The 19,681-nt window shown below is 65.7% G+C and carries 10 protein-coding genes; 2 read left to right on the forward strand and 8 right to left on the reverse strand.

From position 1 onward, the window contains the following. Window positions 1–3: 3 nt before the first annotated feature. The 6 genes from RZN05_RS11795 to RZN05_RS11820 form a co-directional block, all read right to left on the reverse strand. Window positions 4–1,341 (reverse strand): HlyD family type I secretion periplasmic adaptor subunit, encoded by a 1,338-nt coding sequence (locus RZN05_RS11795; RefSeq protein WP_317226801.1) that lies wholly within the window; start codon window positions 1,339–1,341, stop codon window positions 4–6. Continuing rightward, window positions 1,338–3,167 carry a type I secretion system permease/ATPase gene (locus RZN05_RS11800; protein ID WP_317226803.1) on the reverse strand — a complete coding sequence of 610 codons (1,830 nt, stop codon included), beginning with the start codon at window positions 3,165–3,167 and terminating at the stop codon, window positions 1,338–1,340. The genes RZN05_RS11795 and RZN05_RS11800 overlap by 4 nt, the downstream gene beginning before the upstream one ends. Beyond that, on the reverse strand, window positions 3,164–4,120 hold the full coding sequence (locus RZN05_RS11805; RefSeq protein WP_317226804.1) for a hypothetical protein: 957 nt from the start codon (window positions 4,118–4,120) through the stop codon (window positions 3,164–3,166). Before RZN05_RS11805 ends, RZN05_RS11800 begins: the two co-directional genes overlap by 4 nt. A 66-nt stretch (window positions 4,121–4,186) precedes the next feature. Further along, entirely contained in the window at window positions 4,187–4,447 is a 261-nt protein-coding gene (locus tag RZN05_RS11810) for a hypothetical protein (RefSeq protein ID WP_317226805.1), read from the reverse strand. 270 nt (window positions 4,448–4,717) lie between these two features. Beyond that, on the reverse strand, window positions 4,718–5,620 hold the full coding sequence (locus RZN05_RS11815) for an AraC family transcriptional regulator (protein ID WP_317226806.1): 903 nt from the start codon (window positions 5,618–5,620) through the stop codon (window positions 4,718–4,720). A 499-nt stretch (window positions 5,621–6,119) separates the two neighbouring features. Then, window positions 6,120–6,893 (reverse strand): alpha/beta fold hydrolase, encoded by a 774-nt coding sequence (locus RZN05_RS11820; RefSeq protein WP_317226807.1) that lies wholly within the window; start codon window positions 6,891–6,893, stop codon window positions 6,120–6,122. A gap of 212 nt (window positions 6,894–7,105) precedes the next feature. On the opposite strand from RZN05_RS11820, the gene RZN05_RS11825 reads away from it, so the two are divergent. Further along, window positions 7,106–9,703, forward strand: coding sequence for a TonB-dependent receptor (locus RZN05_RS11825; protein ID WP_317226808.1), 2,598 nt, complete (start codon window positions 7,106–7,108; stop codon window positions 9,701–9,703). Between the two features lie 8 nt (window positions 9,704–9,711). Next, window positions 9,712–11,781 carry an Atxe2 family lasso peptide isopeptidase gene (locus tag RZN05_RS11830; RefSeq protein WP_317226809.1) on the forward strand — a complete coding sequence of 690 codons (2,070 nt, stop codon included), beginning with the start codon at window positions 9,712–9,714 and terminating at the stop codon, window positions 11,779–11,781. Between the two features lie 318 nt (window positions 11,782–12,099). Here the strand turns inward: RZN05_RS11830 and RZN05_RS11835 are convergent, their stop codons facing one another. Continuing rightward, the gene (locus RZN05_RS11835; RefSeq protein WP_317226810.1) at window positions 12,100–12,840 is read right to left on the reverse strand and encodes an aspartyl/asparaginyl beta-hydroxylase domain-containing protein; all 741 of its coding nucleotides are present in this window, start codon (window positions 12,838–12,840) and stop codon (window positions 12,100–12,102) included. Next, complete coding sequence (locus RZN05_RS11840; protein ID WP_317226811.1) at window positions 12,837–19,646, reverse strand: SDR family NAD(P)-dependent oxidoreductase; 6,810 nt, start codon at window positions 19,644–19,646, stop codon at window positions 12,837–12,839. The genes RZN05_RS11835 and RZN05_RS11840 overlap by 4 nt, the downstream gene beginning before the upstream one ends. Window positions 19,647–19,681 lie beyond the last annotated feature (35 nt).

Below are 19,681 nucleotides of genomic sequence, written 5' to 3' on the forward strand. Positions count from 1 at the left end.
CTCCTATTCTTCGCGCATGCTGCGGCTGAACGCGTCGCTGAGCGGCGCAATCAGATAGTCGAACAGCGTGCGTTCCTGGGTCTTGATGTTCACCGATGCGGGGATGCCCGGCTGCAGCGCCAGCCCCTCGCGCTGCAGGGTCTCCGGATCGTCGAGGTAGACCTGCGCCTTGTAATAGGATTGGCCGCCCTGCTCGATCCTTGCTGGCGACAGCGTCATGACGCGGCCCTTGAATGCGGTCCGGCCGTGCGGGTTGACGCTCGAGAAGCGCACCGTTGCTTCCTGCCCGATGCGGACATCGTCGATATCCTGCGGCTTGACCCGCACTTCGACGATGAGCGAGCGCCCCGTCGGCACGATTTCCATCAGCGTCTTCCCGCCGCCGACGACCATGCCCGGCCCCATTTCGGTGACTCCGGACACCTTGCCGGCGGCGGGTGCGCGTATCACGTCCTGATCAGCCATATAGCGCGTGACGTCGAGCTGTGGGCTGACCTGTGCGAGCTGGTCCTGGACCTGTCCAAGCTGCGAGGCGAGGTCGAGGCCTTGCGCATCGCTGACCCGCGCTGCCGCAATCTCAGCCTTCCGCACCGTCGCAGCGCCCGCCACGGTGTCGGCGCGCAGCTGGGCCTGCGTGCGCTCGAGCGACCGTATTGTGGTCTTTCGGGCGAAGCCCTTGCGATAGAGCATCCGATAGTCTTCCAGCTCGTCGCTGATGAGCGCCAGCTGTTTGCTCGACGCCTCCACCGTCGCACGCGCAGCGACGAGGTCCTGCGTGCTGGTGTCTCGATCGGCGCCGAGCACCGCGAGATGCTGGGCGAAGATGCGCTGCTGGGTGGTGAGCGCCTTGGCGACCTGCGGATCCGCGGCGCGCCCGGTGAGATCGGCCGGGAACAGCAGCACGTCGCGGCCATCGCGTTCGGCGATCAGCCGGGCTTCCAGCGCCCGGAGGCTGTCGCGTCGCGCCTGGGCCTGGATCAGTTGCGCTCCCGATCGCACCCCGTTGAGGCGGACGAGCGCTTGCCCCGCCCGGACCGTCTGACCTTCGCGGACGAGCACCTGGGTGACAATGCCGCCCGTGACCGGCTGCACGACGATCTTGTCCCCGCTCACCGTGACTTCGCCCGAAGCGATCGCAGCGGCCGAGATCGGCGCCAGCGTGGCGAAGGCGAGGAAGATCAGCAGAAACACGCCGGCAGCGATGAGACCGAACTTGATCGAACGATCGGCATGGTCGAGCGGCCGGATGTCGAGCTGGCGCATCCGCCGCTCGATGGCATCGCGCGGCAGCGAAGAACCGGCGCCGCCGCCACCGCCCTGGGAGAGAAAGTCGAGCTTCATACCGCCTCCACCGGCTCGCGAGCGATCGAGCGTACCAGCTCGGTCTTGACCTTGCGGAACACCCGCGCGCGGGGTCCATCGAGCTGGAGCTCGCCCTTGCACATCACCAGCACCCGATCGACATGCGCGATCGGATTGAGCCGATGGGCGATCAGCACGATCGTCGAGCCTTCCGATTTGAGCGTCGACAAGGCGGCGGCAAGCGCCTCCTCGCCATCGGCATCGAGGTGCGCGTTGGGCTCGTCGAGCACCAGCAGGCGGGGACTGCCGAACATGGCGCGCGCAAGGCCGATGCGCTGGCGCTGTCCGCCCGACAGGCTTGAGCCGCCTTCGTCGATCTGGGTCTCGTAGCCATCGGGCAATGCCATGATCATGTCGTGCACGTTCGCGCGCGACGCGGCCTCGACCACTTCCTCGTCGCTTGCCTTGGTGAAGCGGGCGATGTTCTGGCGGATGGTACCGGGGAACAGGCCGACGGTCTGGGGCAGATAGCCGACCGTCTTGGCGAGGTTCTCCGGCGTCCAGTGCCGCCCCTCGATGCCGCCGATCGTGCAAAGACCCTGGCTGGGGCTGCTCACCGCGACGAGCATGCGTGCGAGGCAGGTCTTGCCGGCCCCGCTTGGACCGACCACGCCGATGACTTCCCCGGCAGCGATGTCGAGGTCGATGCCGCGCAGCGCCGGCTGGCGCGCCCCGGGAGGCGTGAAGCTCACTTTCTCCAGATGGATCGCGACGTCGCGCTTGGGCAGTTCGACCTTGGTGTCGCGCGCCGGCGCCTGGCTGAGCGATTTCTGCACGCGCTTGCCTGCCGATACGGCGCTGCCGATCGTGCGCCAGCCGGTCACGGCCACTTCGAGGGGCGCCAGCGCGCGTCCGAGCAGCACGTTCGCCGCGAAGATGCTGGCCGGCAGCATCGCATTCTCGATGACGAGGTAGCCGCCGATGCCGATCATCGCGCTTTGCAAGACCAGCCGCAGGAACTTGATCGACGAGCCCATGTCGGCGCCGCGATCGCTGCCTTCGGCCTGGCGGCGCATCATCGTCTCGCGGTCGATATGCCAGTGGATGGCGAGCGCATCTTCCATGCCCATGGCCCGAACCGGCCCGGCATAGCGCGCCACGGCATCGGTGAAGCGATAGCTGCGCGTGGCCGCCGCCTGCGCCACTTCGCCCGAATCCCGCGTGAGCCGATTGTTGACGATCGCCATCACCAGCAGCGTTACCGCGCCGGCGAGGCCGACCATGCCGAGCATCGGATTGATCAGGAACAGCACGATCAGGAAGAGCGGCATCCACGGCACGTCGAAGAAGAATTGCGCGCCCTGTCCCGCCAGTGCGCTACGAAACTGGTCGAGATCGCGCAGCATGTTCGCGTTGCGCGCAACTGCCCCGTTCGTCGCGGACAGCTCGATGATCGCCTGGAACACCCGGTGCGCGAGGATGCGATCGAGCCGGGCGGCGGCGCGGATCAGGATCCGGCCCCGCACGGCATCGAAGATCGCCATGGTGCCTAGGGCGAGGACGAGCCCGATGCTCAGCGATACCAGCGTCGGTATGCTTCCCGACGGGATCACCCGGTTGTAGACTTCGGTGAGGTAGATCGGGGAGGCGAGGAACAGGATATTGACCCCGCCACTGAACATCGCCGCGGTCCAGATCAGCCGCTTGCATTGCCGAAGTGCGGAGGCAAACTCGTCGCCCTTGGCAAGCTCGGTCGCGCGCTGGGCGCTGTCGAGCGCAATGACATGAGCAGCCTCCTGGGCCGCGCGTTCCTGCGCTTCGCGGACATCTTCGGGCGTTGTGGCGGGGCCGTCGACCTGGCTCATATTATCCCCAAAACTCCGTCGTCGTGATGATCCGACGCGCTGTCGTCCGCGTGGTGGGCGGCATCGCCCAACAGGCTGTCTGTGGACGGGTCGTCGACCAGCGAATCAAGGATTGACCCCGAGCTGCCGAAAACCGGCGCCTCTGCGCCAACATGGGCGAGATCGAAAGCGTCGGCCGAATCGACCATGCCGACGAGCGTGGTAACGCCGCCGGCCGGATCGCTGCCGGTGAATCCGTCCGCCGCAGTGATCTGATGATCGCCCGACGCGAGGTCACTCACTGCGGGAAGGACTTCGCCGATGGTGCCGGTCGCCGCGACCAGATGGTCGCCCAGCGTGTCCGTCACATGGCTAAGCGCGTCCACGACACTGGCCGTGGTGCCGACAAGGCCTTCCACGCCCGCGTCGCCGAGCACGAAGACGGGCGCGGTGAAATCGGCTACCGGGTTCGACGAAAGCATCGAGAGCGCGGTGTCGGTGCTGGCAAGACCAAGATCGGGGGCGCTCAACGCGGAGGCAGTGAGTGGCGCAGCGCCATCGCCGGCGTGCAGGAGCTGGGTCGGAAGGACCGGCGCCGCCGATCCCGCGCCGGTCGGAAGGACGACGGCATCCGCGAATAGCGCTTGCGCGGTGCCGGGCTGGGAACTGCCGGCGCCCGTAAGCGGGGAGGAAGATGGGTAGGAAAACGCCGACTGCGCGGGACCGGCAGAAACATCGACGATCGCGTCAGGGGAAGCGCGATCGGCAAGAGGCGCCGAATTGGCGCCATCGACGCCCGTATCGTGCGTCGGCTGGGCGGGGGCGGCCACCGACAGCCCGTCGGACAGGCGCGGGGCCGCGCCGGGCGCGCCGATGGTCGCCGCTGGCAGTGCTCCGTACATGCTGAAGTCGTTCGTCGACCAGCCCAGCAGGCGATTGGTCGAGTCGATCAGCGGACTGGCGGAGATCGGCATAGGGGTGCTGCACTTGCAAGAGGATGAGGTGAGCGGCGCAAGCCGCCCACCCCAGATCCGATGTCCTTACGACGAAGACTCGTCGCTCGCGCTCATCGTGTCGCCGACTGCGCCGAGCAGGCCGTCGGTGCTCGTGTCGAGGCCGATTGCGTTGTCGCTGCTATTGGACGAGCTGTTGCCGTCCTCATCGGTAGATTCGGAGTTCTGCGACGACGAAACGTCCAGACCCAGCGTCGAGCCGACATCGCCGACGATACCGCCCGAAGCGTCCGAATCGTTGCTGCTGTTGCTGTCGTCGCTACCAAAGATGTTTGAAAGGCCGGGCATTGTAACTCTCCAGAATAGGGGGATTATACTTTCGACGACCCGCGGATCGTGGAGTTAAAACAAAGCTTTAGCGGCGCCCGTTCCGCGCGGACTCTTGGCAGGCGCGATCGCCTGCAACATTGATGTTGGATCATCTTACCGTAACGAATGGCAGAAATACGTTCGATTCCGGAGATCGAACTGACGCTCGCTCTCAAATCAGCGGCGCTTTATTGACCATCTGGGGCACACGTTTGAGCCGCGTGGGCACGGGGCGGCGAGGCCGAACCGTCAACCCTCCGCATCGCGATCGCGATAGCTGCTCGGATCACGGCCGAATGTCTGACGGAAAGCGCGCGAGAAATGGCTGCGGCTGGGAAAGCCGGCGCGCGATGCGATGGTCTTGATCGGCAGGTCGGTCGTATCGAGCATGGCCCGCGCTTCTTCGAGCCGGACGGTGCGCACATAGTCCGCCGGTCCTGTGCGCATGATGCGTTTGAAGTGTCGCACGAAGCTCGATCGGCTCATTCCTGCCGCATCGGCAAGGGTGTCCACCGTATGCCTCGCACCGGGGCGCGCCCGTATCGCGGCAAGCGCGCCGCCGATAGGTCCGCGCCCGCCGGAGTTCGTTGCGGATCTGGCAGGATGCTCCTCGATTGCGCGCCGCAGCCCCTGGACGACGCACGCATTCATCAGCGCACTCGCCAGCGCCGCCTGCCCCGCGTCGCGCTGCAAACACTCTGCGCGCAGCAGCGCGAAAATGCGCTTCCCGATACGGCATTTGACGACGGGAGATATGACCGCGCTGCCCAACCCTTCCGGACTGCTACCGGCAATCCTGCCGGCGCCGACGATCAGCGCCGGCTCGCGGCCGTTGGTCGCGTCGGCTACCAGCCAGCCTTCGCGCCGGACCAGGCATTGCTGCCCATCGATCGTCATCTGAGTGAGCGCGGAGGCGGCAAGATGGGACCGGCGGCCGGCCGGCACCAGCACCAGTTCACCTTGCCGGACCAGCCTGGGCGGCGCGCCGCCGATCTCAAGATACAAGGTGCCCGCGATCACGAGCATCGCGATGACGCCCTCGACCGGCGGACCGATCATGCGGACGCCCGGCGCCAGGCGCAGCAGCGTCAGCGCCGGTGCGGAGGAGTCGAAGGTCGACAGCAACGACGACAGCTGAACGACCTCGCTCATGCGTGTCCGCTTGTTTGCGCACGAAAATTCCGTGGGCCCTGCCCGCTTACACCTGTCCTCACGCTGCATCCTGACCGTCATCACCCGATCGATTGCCGGGCCTCTTCAGCGAGTTACGGCTGGTGCGGCCGAAAAGATGCGATGCCTCCCTTCCGCTGTTGCGCAGGCCGCCAGCGACATCGGGGAAACCGGCGGCAGGGCGCGCGCGGTGAGCCGTTGGACAGGGCGATATAATGAATGAAGGTTTCGCCGCCGAACTCGAACGAGGGGTCCGCGGGGCTCGTCAGCGTGGCCCCGATGTCGCAGGTGACACGCAGGCTGGCGGCGTCCAACGCGGGTGTGAGGGTGATGGACATATGCTCCCTGAGTTGCGGACGAGAGCGTAGGGGACACTAAATATCGGCCAGTGGCTTCAGGTCTCGTCTTCGACTGCTCAGGGCTGCCCCATGCTGTCGGTCCTGACCTGACCTGACGACCTGGCCTGGCCAAGGAGCTCACGTCACTGGGTTGCGGCTAGGATCACGGCAACCGTTTCGTCTGGCTGATCCCACATGGGAAAATGTCCGCTGGCCTCGAACCAGTGTAGATCGGCGGAGGGAAAGGCGGCCTTTGCCCGCGCGGCCTGCCTCGGCAGGCACAGCCTATCATGGCGACCCCAACCGATCACGATCCGACGAGAGAGGTCGGCTGCCGGACCCGCTTGCTCAGGCCCGCTCGCAAGGTCGCGGACCAATGCGTCGAACGTCCCTGTCGTGCTCAGGCTTGCCAGCTCGGTCGCGACGGTTTTCGGATCCAGCGCCCAGGGACGCGCGGACAGTTGCGCCAGCAACGCGGAGCGCGACGCGGCGTTCTTGCTCAGCATCGGCAACATGGGTCGGATTGCCCGAAGCAGGCGCCCCGAGGCGCCTATGGTGGTCTTGAAGAAGGTGCGCTCCCAACCGTGCCAAAAGCCGCCGGGATCCAGCGCCACGACGTTGCCGACACGGCCACGCCGAGCAAGTTCGAGCACGATCCGCGCGCCCATCGAGCTACCGACGGCGTCGACCCCGTCGAGTCCGTTGTCGGCAATATAGCGCTCTACGCTATCGACCAGGCCATCGAAGGTTCCGCTGTCGGGTTTCGCCGGTGTGGCGCCGTGGCCGGGGAGGTCGATCGCAATCACCGACCGTTCGGCGCTGAGAGCCTCCATGACGGTGCTCCACGACTGCCAGCTCCCGCCGAGACCATGCACGAGTAGCAGCTTGCGGCCGGCACCGCGTTGGATCTCGTACATTCAGGGGGCACTCCGATGGATCGGGGTGCTCAACGATCAGGATCGTCCTTCGGGGCCGATGAGCTTGTCCAACGATTGCATCGTCAAGCAGTGGAATCCGCGATGTCCGGTCGGCGTTGGTCGCGCGAAAATTATTTTCGAATGCCGCCCGTAGTTCGCGATGCGCAGCGTCAACCCCTCAATGCCGGAGCAACCGGCGATGGGAGGGAAGAATGACGATCTCGAAAAAGGCGCTGTGCGCCGCGCTGCTTGCCGCGACCGCGACTCCTGCGGGCATGGTAATCCTGCCGGCCAGTGCGCAGGAGGCGACTGTGGCGTTCGACCTGCCCGCGCAGGACTTGGCAACGACACTGCGCGCGCTGGCGCGCCAAGGGGGCCGCGAAATCCTGTTCGCCGATAGCGACGTGCGCGGCCGGCGATCTCCTGCGGTGCATGGCACCTTCACCGTCGAGCAGGCGGTGCGGCTCGCCATCGGCGGCAGCGGGCTCATCGTCGACGAGCAGGCGGGCGCGCTGGTCGTGCGGGCGCGTCTCCAAACGGCCGAGGACGGCGCCCTCGAGACGCCGATCACGGTGACCGGCACCCGCATCCGGGGCGCCAGCGGCCCGTCGCCGGTCATCGCGCTGACGCGGCGGGGATTGGAGGAACATGGCCTGCCCGACATGGCAAGCGTTTCGCGGATCATCCCGCAGAATTTCACCGGAGGGCAAAACCCCGGGGTCGCTGGGGGCGGTGACCAGGGCGGATACAACAACATCAACAACTCGACGACGCTCAACCTTCGCGGGCTGGGCTCGGACGCGACGTTGACGCTCATCAATGGTCACCGCCTTCCTTACGATGCCGTCAACCAGGGCGTCGATATCTCGGTCATCCCCCTGGCGGCGCTCGACCGCATGGAGGTGATCACCGACGGAGCCTCCGCCCTCTACGGCTCGGACGCCGTGGGTGGCGTCGCCAACCTCATCCTGCGCCGCGATTATGATGGCCTCCAGACCAACGCCCGTGTCGGCGCCTCGACCGAAGGCGGCAACGTCCAGCAGCAATATTCCGGGATCGGCGGCAAGCGCTGGACCGGCGGCGGGTTCATGACCGCGCTCGACTATAGCAAGACGACGCCGGTCTACGCCGACCAGCGCGACCATTCGCGCGGCCTTCATCCTTCGCAGATGATAGCGAGCGGCGGGCGGCAGGTCAGCGGCGTGCTTACCGCGCACCAGGACCTTGCCGGCTGGGCATCGCTGGAGCTCGACGCCCAGCTCGCCGATCGCCGCGCGCGCAAGACCAACGCCTTCTCGGTGACCGACCCGGCGACCTATTTCGGCCAGGTCAACCTGCCGGTGGTGCGCTCCTATGCGATCACGCCGTCACTGCATCTCCGGCCCGGCGGCGGCTGGGAGGCGATTCTCGAGGCGACGCAGGGGGAGAGTGCCACCGTCAGCACAGCGATGCGCTACACGGGCGGCGCCCTGCTGGACGGTCGCACCGCCTATGACGACTATCTCACCAACTTCGAGGCTAGCGCCGAGGGCCCGCTGGTTCGCCTGCCGGGCGGCGACGTGCGGCTCGCTTTGGGCGGCGGCTATCGGCGATTCCGGCTCGCGTTCAATGTCCGGGCGACCAGCGGCGGCGTCACCCAGGGAATGCGCGACGCGGTCGAGCGGCGGGAAAGCCGCTTTGGCTATGGCGAACTGTCGGTGCCGCTGGTCGGCGCCGCCAATCGCATGCCGCTGGTCGACGCACTGCGCCTCAGCGCCGCTGTCCGCTACGAGGACTATAAGGGGATCAACGCGGTCGCGACCCCCAAGCTCGGGCTGGTCTATGCGCCGCATCCCGACGTCACCCTCAAATATAGCTGGGGCCGCTCGTTCAAGATCCCGACGTTGCAGCAGGTCAACCAGTCGCGCGAAGCCATCCTGCTGGACGAGAGCGAGTTCTCGCCGCAGCCCGTCCCGGGGCTGCCTCCAGGCTCGACCGTGCTGCTCCTGGCCGGCGGCAATCCCGACCTGCGCGCCGAGCGGGCGACCAGCTCAACGCTGTCGGTCGAGTTCAAACCGCGCTTCCTGAAGGGCCTGCGCATCGAGGCGAGCTGGTTCGACATCGACTATCGCGGCCGGATCGCCGAGGCGGTGAGCGATTTCACGACGGCGCTGACCAACCCGGTCGCCGCAGACTTCGTTACCTTCGCCCCCAGCACCTCCCTTCTGCAGGAGCTGATCGCGCAGGCGCCGCTCGGCCTCGATAACCAGAGCAGCCAAGCCTATGACCCGGCGCAGGTCGCAGCGGTAGTGGATTCCAGCCTGCGCAACACCGCGCGCGAGCACGCCCGCGGCGTCGATCTCGCGATCGACTATAGCACGGCGCTCAGGGGCGGCAGCCAGCTCCAGCTGGCCGCGTCCGCCAGCTATCTCGACGGCAAGCGTCAGCCCGTCGCCGGCCAGCCCTATGAGGGGCGTGCGGGCCTGATCTTCACCCCGCCGCATTTCCGGGCCCATGGCTCGGCGAGCTGGCAGGGCCGCGAATATCAGGTTTCGGCCTCGGTGAACTATGTCGGCAGCACCCTCGACAATCGCTTCCCCCAGGTCGAGACGATCGGTGCCTTCACCACGGTCGACCTGAGCGCGGCGTTTCGCCCCGCCATAGAGCACGGCCCGCTTGCCAACCTGGAATTCCGGCTCAATCTGCAGAACCTGCTGGGCGAGCAGCCCGACCCGATCCGCAACTCCTCGGCCTCGTCCATCCCCTTCGATTCGACCAACCAGTCGCCGATCGGGCGCTTCGTCAGCTTCTCGGTGACCAAGCAATGGTGAGCCTTCGCATGGCGCTCGCCGTCGCCGCCTCGCTCCTCGCCCCGGCGGCGGCGTGGGCCGCCCCGGACTGCACCGACCTGGTGCCGTCCGGGGCAAAATTGCCCGCCCGCAATCTCGTGCCGGAGGATCTGGCGCGCCTGCGCGACATCGGGCCGGTCGATCCCAACCAGCAGGACGAGGGGCTGTTCTCGGTTTCGCCGGACGGCCGACACGCCGCGTTCCAGCTCCGGCGCGGCGATCCCGCCACCAACGGCTTTTGCCTGGCGATGCTGGTGGTGGACCTTGGTACCGGCGCCGTGCGCATGGTCGATCGCGGCGGGGATTTCATCCGGCTTCGCTTCGATGCGCGCGGCGTCGCGAGCTTCCCGAGCGGCTTCGCCGACCCGATCACGCCGCGCTGGTCGCCCGACGGCAAATGGATCGTCTATCGCCGCCGCGACCGCGGCGGCGTGCAGCTGTGGCGCGCCCGGGCGGACGGCAGCGGCAGCGAAGCCGTCACGGACAGCGTCGACGACGTGGACGACTTCCGGGTTGCCGCCGACGGCATGGGCCTCGTCTATGCGACCAAGCCGGGTCTGCGCGATGCGTCGGCCGCGATCGACAAGGAGGGGCTGTCGGGCTTCCACTATGACGACCGCTTCGTGCCGGCGGCGAGCAATCGTCCGTTCCCGTTGGCGCCGATCGCGCGGGCGGCATGGTATCTCGACCTGGCCAGCCGGGCGGTGCGTCCGGCGACGCCCGGGGAGGCCGCGCTGCTCGACAAGGGCGCGATGCAGGAGGGCAGCTGGAGCGAGGCGACTTCCGCGGTGGGCGACCGGGCATGGCTGCAGGTCCCGGCCAGGACGCTCTATTCCTCGCCAGGCCGGCTGGTGGTGACGAGGCGCGGACGTAGGCTGTCGTGCAGTGCGCCCGAATGCGGCGAGGCGAACCAGCCCTGGTGGGTCGGTGGCACAGTCCGCTTCGTTCGCCGCGAAGGCTGGGCCAACAGCGTCACTGCGATCTACGAGTGGAAGCCGGGCACGCCCGGCGTGCGCCGGCTCTATGCGACCGAGGACCTTTTCCTTGGCTGCGTACCGACGGATGCGACGCTCATTTGCCTGCGCGAGGGATCGCTCCAGCCCCGGCGGCTCGAGCAGCTCGACCCGGCCAGCGGACGACGCACGCTGTTGTTCGACCCGAACCCCGAGTTCGCGAGCCTCAAGCTGGGCCGGGTCGAGCGGCTGCACTCGCGCAACAGCTTCGGCATGGAATCCTTCGCCGACCTCGTCCTGCCGGTCGGCTATGTGCCCGGCAGGCGCTATCCGCTGGTCGTCGTGCAATACAACTCGCGCGGCTTCCTGCGCGGCGGGACCGGCGACGACTATCCGATCCAGGCCTTCGCCAATCGGGGCTTCGCGGTGCTGAGCTTCGATCGGCCGCGCTCGGTCGGCTTCAAGTCCACCACGGACACCCCTGAGGCCGAAAGGATCAACCTCAAGGACTTTGCCGACCGGCGCAGCGTGCTCGAGGCGATCGAGAGCCCGGTGCGGCTAGCGATCGATCGCGGCATCGCAGACCCCAGGCGGATCGGGATCACCGGGTTGAGCGACGGCGCGTCCACAGTCCAGTATGCGCTGCTCCACAGCAAGCTGTTCTCGGCTTTCGCGATGAGCAGCTGCTGCTGGGATACCAGCCTGCCGCTCCGGGTCGGTCCGATGGCGGCGCGGCAGTTCCACCAGATGGGCTATCCCCGGACCGTCGACGACGACACGACCGCCCAGGACTTCTGGCGTAGCTTCTCCGTCTCCCGAAACGCCCGGGATATCCACGCGCCGCTCCTCGCGCAGGTATCGGACGACGAATTTTGGGTCGCGTTGCAGAGCGTCACGGCGCTGCGCGAGCTGGACCGTCCGGTCGACCTCTATGTCTTCCCGAACGAGCATCACGTCAAATGGCAACCTGCACACCGGCTCGCGGTCTATACTCGGGCGATCGACTGGTTCGACTATTGGCTGAATGGGGCGGAGGCACCCGGACGGAAGGACGAAACCGATCGCTGGGGGGCGATGCGCAGGCGGATGGCCATTGTGCACAGGTAACCGCGCCGCACTGCCATCTATCAATACGTACGACTGGTTGAACGGGCTAGACGGAAGCCAAATAGTGGGCCCGCGGCCTCTGTCCGGCTCCACCTAGAAGCTGCAAAGCAGAGTCGGCTAGGCCGACCGGCGATGAGGCGGCCACACCGGTCGTCGTCAGGGCTAGCGGCCTTGTCAATTCCGCGGTTCCTCTAGGTCGTGAAGCCATAAATATCTGGCGTCATGGCTACTTTTCACGACACCGCCCTTTTTCGGATTGATAAGCACCGGAGATGACTGGGGCGGACCACCTCCTACTTTACCAACTAGCTTTCTGTTTCATCGGAACCGGCGTTGTAGGGGCAGGTAGGCGTGGATGGCGATGCGGATGGCTGAGTAGAGGGCGCGTTTTACGAAGCCCGGCCAATTGTTGAGGAATGGGGCGGATTGGTAGGTCATCTGGATGACTGATGAGGCGAGAACGTGGGCGCAGACCCAGTTCTGCTGTGGGCGGAATTCGGGGCGGATGACATCGACGATCATGATCAGCCGGCGAGCTTGGCTATGGTTCCATGCGGTGTGGGTTTGGGCATCGCAAAAGGGCAAGGCTTTGCCTTGTTCCCATGCGCGGATGTCCGGTCCGACCTGAAAACCGCAATCCGGCAGGCCAGCGGGGATCACGAGGCCGAGGTGGCACCGTATGATCGCATCTGTGTCGCCTTGATGCGGATTGATGTTCGCGCCCGGTTCAAGAATGCTCAGTGAGCACGAAGTCACCCCTGGAATGGTTTTCAATATCCGCATCGTCTCGGGGCAGCGCCTGCAGTTGGCATGCATGGTAAACCGCCAGAAAGACAGGCCCATGGTCTTCCACTGCCGCGGCGGGAACGACATAGCGTGGTTGATGAAATAGGGGCGCACTTGGGCAGGCCGGGCCTCCATCAGCGCGATCAGCTCGTCGCGCATCACTTCCCAATTGTCCTCCAGCACTTTCGTCCAGGGCAGCGCCGCGCTGTCATAGAAGCACGGCTCGCTGCCGGGGTAGCGGCCCCCGAGGATATTGTACCAGGGTCTGGTCACGGCCGGAAAGACGCCATCGCCCGCCGGATCGCCTTGGCCAGATCCTGCGGGGCGTCGGTGACGAGCTGGTGCGTGCCATCAAGGTTGCAGAACAGGAAATCGCCTGTTGAGAAGCTCGCCCAGCCGCGCATGGCCTCGGCGTCGACCATCGGATCCTGACGGGCGTAGAGGGCAGCGACCGGCACGTCGAGCTGGCCCATCGACGCTTGGTGAGTTTCGAAAAGCTCGAGGTCGGCGCGCAGCAGCGGCTGGAGTTTCGCCAGTGCTTGGGCGCGCGCTTCAGGCTCGTGTGGGCTGGCGTAGGTCCGCAGCACCTGCTGGATGAATTCTTCCTCCGGCAGATCATGGACGGCGAGCTGGCGGCGCTCACCGGGCGGGTGGGCACCGGACACGATCAGCCCAACTGGCTGCGGCCGACCGAGGCGTTGCAGGGCCAGTGCCAGTTCGACGGCAATGGCGGCTCCCATGCTGTGGCCGTAGAGGTAAAATGGATTTTCGCATGGAAGAAGTGGGGCAAGGGCGCCAATCAGCGCATCCATCCGGCGGAAGGCAGGCGCGCCGGCATGGTCCTCGCGTCCTGGCGTCTGAACGCCGATGACTTCCGCCGTATCGCCAAGCGCCTGGGCCAGCCCGGTGAAGGCGGAGGCGCCGGAGCCGGCGAAGGGCAGGCAAAAGAGAACAGGGCCCCCGGTCGAGGTCGCTGACAGCGAACTGAACCAGCGGTTTTGGGGCGCGGCTGGCGCAGATGGCAAAGCCCCTAGTTGCCCGCGCAGCTGCGCCGCTATAAAATCCGTCACCGCTCGGATGGTGGGATAATTATAGGTCAGCGTGCTGGGTAGTTCGATCCGAAAATAGGTTTCGAGTGCCGCGGCGAACGACAAGGCCATTAGCGAGTCCATGCCGATGAAATTGAAGCGCTGCTCGGCATCAATGGTGAAACTTGATTCGATCAGGGTGACTGCGCGCAGCTCCATTCGTACCGCTTTTTCGATCAGCTCTCGCGCCCCCTCGGGCGAGGCGGCGAGAATGGCGTCGAGCCGGCCGGGGCGGGCCATCTCGGTACGCTCGTGACGCACCGCAACCGCGGTAAACAGCGAGGGCTGCGGGCAGAAATCGATGAAGAGCTGAAAACGCTCCCAATCGATGTCGGCAATCAGGCTCAGCGGCCGATCGGCAGCCATCGCCGCCTCAAGAGCTGTCAGGGCAGGTGCGGGCGGCATCAGCGCAAAGCCGAGTTTTTCCAGCACCGCTTGGTCGGCCGGGTTGGCGCTCATGCCGGCCTCGGCCCAAGGGCCCCAATCGATCGAGAGACTGGGCAGCCCCCGCTGTGCGCGGTGGAGGCTGAGTGCATCCAGGAAATGGTTGGCGGCGGTGTAGTGGCTCAGCTCGACCGAGCCCCAGAGAGCGGAAACCGAGGAAAAAAGGATAAAGCAGTCGAGATCGCGCTGTGCGGTTTGAAGGTGCAGCTCCCAGGCGGCACCGACCTTGGTGCGCAAGGTTTCGAGGAACCGCGCGGGGTTCAACGCGAGTACTTTTCCGAACCAGTTTTCTCCCGCGGCATGGACTATGCCGCGGACCGGCACACCCGCCGCATCCAGCTCCGCGAACAAAGCGGCTAACGCGGCGCTGTCGCGTATATCCATCGCACGCGTCTCGACCTTCGCCCCCGCCGCTTGCAAGATCGCGATCCGCTCCCGCACCTCGTCTTTCGGCGCTGTGCGGCCGAGCAGGATAAGATGCCGCCCGCCTTTGCGCACTATCCATTCCGCTGTAGCGAGGCCCAGCCCCCCTAGCCCGCCGGTAACGATGAAGGCGCCGTCGCCGCGAAAATCGTTACAAACGGCGGCGGACAATGGCGCGGGTTGAAGCTCTTGAACGTATTGCGCCGAACCGCGCAAGGCGATGCAGGCTTCGAAAGCCGGGGTGAGCATCTTATCCAGCAGCTGCCGGGCCGTCTCGGGCGCCGGATCGGAGGCGGAAAGGTCGATCTGCCCGCCGCGCCATTCGGGATGTTCCAGAAACAAGGTCTTGGCGAAACCCCAGAGTGGGGCGGCGGCCAGATTCAGCGCCTCGTCTTCCTTCACCTTCTGGCTGTTTTGCGTGACAATCCACACCGGGCAGGCAACGCCTTGCCCGTGCAACGACCGCAGCAGCGGGAAAAGCCGTCCGAAAATGCGCGTCTGCGCCGCATCGATCGGTGTTTCCGCCCCGCCCGGCTCGTCTAGATACAGAAGTTTCCAGGATTTTTCGCCTGAACGGCTTTTAAGATTGAAAATTCGTCCCAGAGTTCTGGACCAATCAGGCACCGGCTTGGCGCTATTCACCCAGAAGAGCGGCTCGCCGCGCTTTTTTGCCGAAGCGATAATGGCTTCTGTGAGTGGACCAGGAGCTGCCACCAGCAACCAGTGGGGCGCACGATTGTAGCCCTGCTCCGAGGCGGCGACACCGCCGGCCTCGCGCCAGCGCAGCGTATAATGCCAGTTTTGGCCCGGCTTGGCGGCCGGTTTCGCATCGGGCGCGAAGGCCGAAAGATCCTTGGCCGTAAAACCCTTGATCCAATAGGGCTTTCGTTCAAGCACCTGGCGCGGCAGCAGGTCAGGCCGAGCGGTACCGGACAATATTGGCGACCAATCTACCGGAGCGCCGCGCTCATACAGGCGACAAAGGGCTTCGAGCAGAAAGTAACTTTCGGTGCGCTCGCCTTTCCTCGGGTTGAGCGTGCGCAGATACAGGGCGTCCCTGCGCTGCAAGGTTTCGCGCGCCCCAGCCAGCCCGCTCGCGCCTGGGCCGACTTCGATAAAATCGAACTCCGTATCGCCAAGGCTGGCGAGGGCTGGAGAAAACAGAACCGGCCGCCGCAGATGTTCAACCCAATGGCCGGCGTCCGGCGCCGCCGTCATCAGCCGGCCGGTTAGGGTGGAGATCCAGGGGCGCTGCGGCGGAACGAACTTGTAGGCCGCGAGGCTGGCGCGAAAATCCTCGAGGATCGGGTCCATGATATGGCTGTGATAGGCTTGGCCGGTTTTCAGGAAATACCCTTCATGCCCGCGCTGCTCGAACAGTAGCCGAACCCGGTCGACCTCATGGCCGTTGCCGGAGATAACGGTTTTGCCTGGGCTGTTGACCGCCGCGACCTGGGCTTTTGCCTGGTCCAGCTCCGGCTCCACCAGGCTGCGCGCGGCAAAGATAACGGCCATGAAATTGCCGCCGGGCAATGCGCACATCAACTCACCACGGCGGTGCAGGATGCGCATGGCATCCTCCGGGGCGAGGCAGCCGGCAAGGCTGGCCGCCGCATATTCGCCAAGGCTGTGGCCGATGAGCATGCCGGGGGCTACGCCGCAGGCCAGCAGCAGCTGAGAGAGCGCATGTTGGACGGCGAACAAAATGGGCTGCATCAATATGTCGGCCCATTCGCGCGTATCCTCGACCTCGAAGGCAAGCTGGGACAGTGTGTGCGCATGGCTGGGGCGGTCGATGACCGCGGCGCAGCGATCGAATTCTTGGCGGAAGAGGACGAAGCGGCGGTAGAGTTCGCGCCCCATGTGAAGATAATGCTCGCCCTGGCCGGTAAACAGGAAAGCCGTGGCCACATCGTTGCGCGCGGGATTGGGCGCCCGTTCGGTCTGCAGCAGGGAGGCAATACGCTCGGCCGCCCCCTTGCGCGAGGTAGCGAGAACCGCGCTGCGATACCGCAAGTCGGATCGACAGGCGGCCTGACTGTGGCAGATGTCGCGATAGCTCAGTCTGGGATGACTTTCGAGCCAGTCCGCCATAGCATTGAGCTGGGCACGCAATCCGCCGGGCGTGGCACCGGAGACGACAAGGGGATGCGGATCGCCCGCTGAGAAATCGGCGGTCGGCTGAGCAACTGGCGGCTCCAATGGCTCGACCAGCAGTACATGCGCCAGAGCGCCACCGAAACCGAACGAGCTGATCGCGGCACGGCGCCGGCCCTCCGCTGCCCACGCGGCACGGGCGCGCGGGATACGCAAACCTGTGCCTGCCAGACCGAGTTTCGGGTTGATCTCGTGCAGATTGATCTGTGGCGGCATTTCACGGTGCCGCAGCATCAGCAGCACTTTGATCACGCTGGCTATTCCGGCGGCGGCTTCGAGATGGCCGATATTGGCTTTGACCGAACCCAGCGCGCAGTCCGCGCCGGTGCCGTAAAACGCCTTCAGCGCCTCAACTTCCACCGGATCACCTGCCGCCGTGCCGGTGCCGTGCGCCTCCATATAACTGATTTCGCCTCCCTCCAGTCCGGCACGGCCCAGGGCGCGAGCGATCAATGCCTGCTGGGCGGCGCCGTTGGGGTAGGTGATGCCGGCACTTGCGCCATCCTGCCCAGTCACCGAAGCTTCCAGCACGGCGAGGATCCGGTCGCCATCTGCAAGTGCCGCCGATTGCCGCTTGAGCATGACCAGGCCGCAGCCTTCGGCGCGTACATAACCATCTGCCCGCGCATCGAAACTCTTGCACCGGCCGTCGGGCGCCATCATGCCGAACTGGCTGAGGGTGATGGTCGGGCCAGGCGAAAGGGTGGCGTTGACGCCGCCGACGATGGCCTGATCGCATTCGCCGGCGAGGATGGCCTGTGCGCCGAGGTGGAAGGCGGTAAGCGAGGAGGAGCAGGCGGTGTCGACCGCGATACTGGGCCCACGCAGATCATACACGTAGCTCAGCCGGTTGGCGGCGATACTGTTGGCGTTGCCCAGGCCGGCATAAGCATTGAAACTGGTCATGCCCGGGCTCAGCTTGATTTTGGAATAGAGATAATCGTTGGTGGAAATGCCGACGAAAACGCCCGTGGCGCTGCCGACCAGGCGCTGCTTCTTCCAACCCGCATCTTCCAGCAACCGATACGAGGTCTCCAGCAGCAAGCGCTGCTGCGGGTCGATCTCGGGGGCTTCGAGGGTGGAGATGCCGAAAAATTCGGGATCGAAATGTGATATATCTGCGAGGAAGCCCCCCCATTTCGTGTTGACCTTGCCAGGCACAGCCGGGTGTGCGTCGTAGAACAGGTCATTGTCCCACCGCGTAGCGGGAACCTCGGTGATGGAATCGGTGCCGGCGGCGAGGTTTTGCCAGAATTGTTCGGGGTTATCCGCGCCGGGGAAGCGGCAAGCCATGCCGACGATGACGACCGGGTCGGCCGGGGCCCGGGTCTGGGCTTCGGCCGCAGGTGGACCGCTCAGGACATGTAGCGTGCGCAGCTCGCCGGCGCGGTAGCGGCGCAGACACTCGGCGCGGGCGATTTTATTGTTGGGCGTGCGCGGCAGCAGCCCGGCCGGCAGCAGCACCACTTCGGCGGGCGCGACGCCAAACGTTTCCGTGATATTGGCGGTGATGCGGGCATGGATCGCGCGCGCCTGGTCTAGTGGCAAATGCCGTGCCACCTCCTGGAAAACGACAAGATACTCTGATCGCGCACCGATATCCGCAGCGCAAGCGGTGCGGTGATGCGGCGCATGCCCGCAAATACCGTCGACAGCCACGAGCTCGATATCCTCGACGGTATGGTTCTGGCCACGAATGACCACGATTTCCTTCAGCCGCCCGGTGACATAGAGGGCGCCGTCGCGCAGAAAGCCGAGGTCTCCAGTGGCTAGCCGACCGGACTCTTGGTCAGGCAGGGCGCCAAAATAGCCGGGGCTTACCGAGTCACCTTCGATCCAGATTTCTCCGCTCTCGCCCGCGGGCAGTTCCGAACCGTTGTGCGGGTTGCGAATGCTTATGGCGAGCCCATCGTGCAGAAAATAGGGCAGCAGCTGACGCGCCTGGGGTCCGTGGCTCTCGATACGCGGCACCAGGTCCGCCAGCCCCGCTGCGCCACCGGCGGCAAGCAAAGTTGCCTCCGCAAGGCCGTAAACCGGGCGCAGCGCCGCCTCGGCTACGCCGTTGTCACCGAACCTTTCGGCGAAGCCTTTCAAAACCGGCAGGCTCACGGTCTCCGAGCCAATATAAATATATTTCCAGCAGCTGAGGTCCCAGGCGGGGTCGGGCCTGGCCTTGCGCACGCAATACTCCAGCGCGAAGTTAGGAGCGGCTGAGAGGTTGGCGCGGTAGCGATGCACGGCGCCAAGCCAGAGTCCGGGGTCGGCCAAAAACCCCGCCGGCGGCATAAACACCCCGAAGCCGCGCTCGTAGAGGATGGTGAAGAGATGGCCGACCAGACCCATATCGTGATGCAGAGGAAGCCAGCTGGCCACCCGCACCGGTTCCGTGCGGGCAAACACCGATTCCATAAAACGCAGATTGGCCAGAACGTTGCGGTGGCGCAGCACCACCCCCTTGGGGCTGGCGGTGGAGCCGGATGTGTATTGCAGGTAGGCGATCGCCTCGGGGTCAGGTGCCGCCGGTTCGAACATACCGCCGGGACCATCCCGTAACGCGCCTATGTCCAATACTGTCACCGCGCCCAATCCGGCTTCGGCAAGAATCGCGCGGGCGCGGTCAGCCTCGCCGCGGTCGACGATCACATATTCAATCCCGTCTCTGAGCAATATCCGCAGGATCCTCTGCACCTCCGGCGCATTGGCCTTGCGGCGCAGCGGTGCCACGGGAGCGGGAATGACACCCGCCAGGGTCGCACCGCAGAAACCGAAGACAAAATCGGCCTGGGTCTCGACCGCGAGCAGCACCGCTTGGCCTGGCAGCATATGGCGCCGCAGATTCGCCGCGAGCCGCCTCGCGCCAGTACGCAGGACGCCATAGGTGACGCTCTCCGATACTTCCCCGCGGACATTGAGGAAAACGAGTGCCTCACGCGCGGACGCGGCGGCCATCCCGTCGATCAGATCCACCAACGATTGTGGGCCAGGCTGGTCCGTTGCGGCCC

Origin of the sequence: Sphingomonas sp. HF-S4, from assembly GCF_032911445.1 — a bacterium.
GTDB lineage: Bacteria > Pseudomonadota > Alphaproteobacteria > Sphingomonadales > Sphingomonadaceae > Sphingomonas > Sphingomonas agrestis.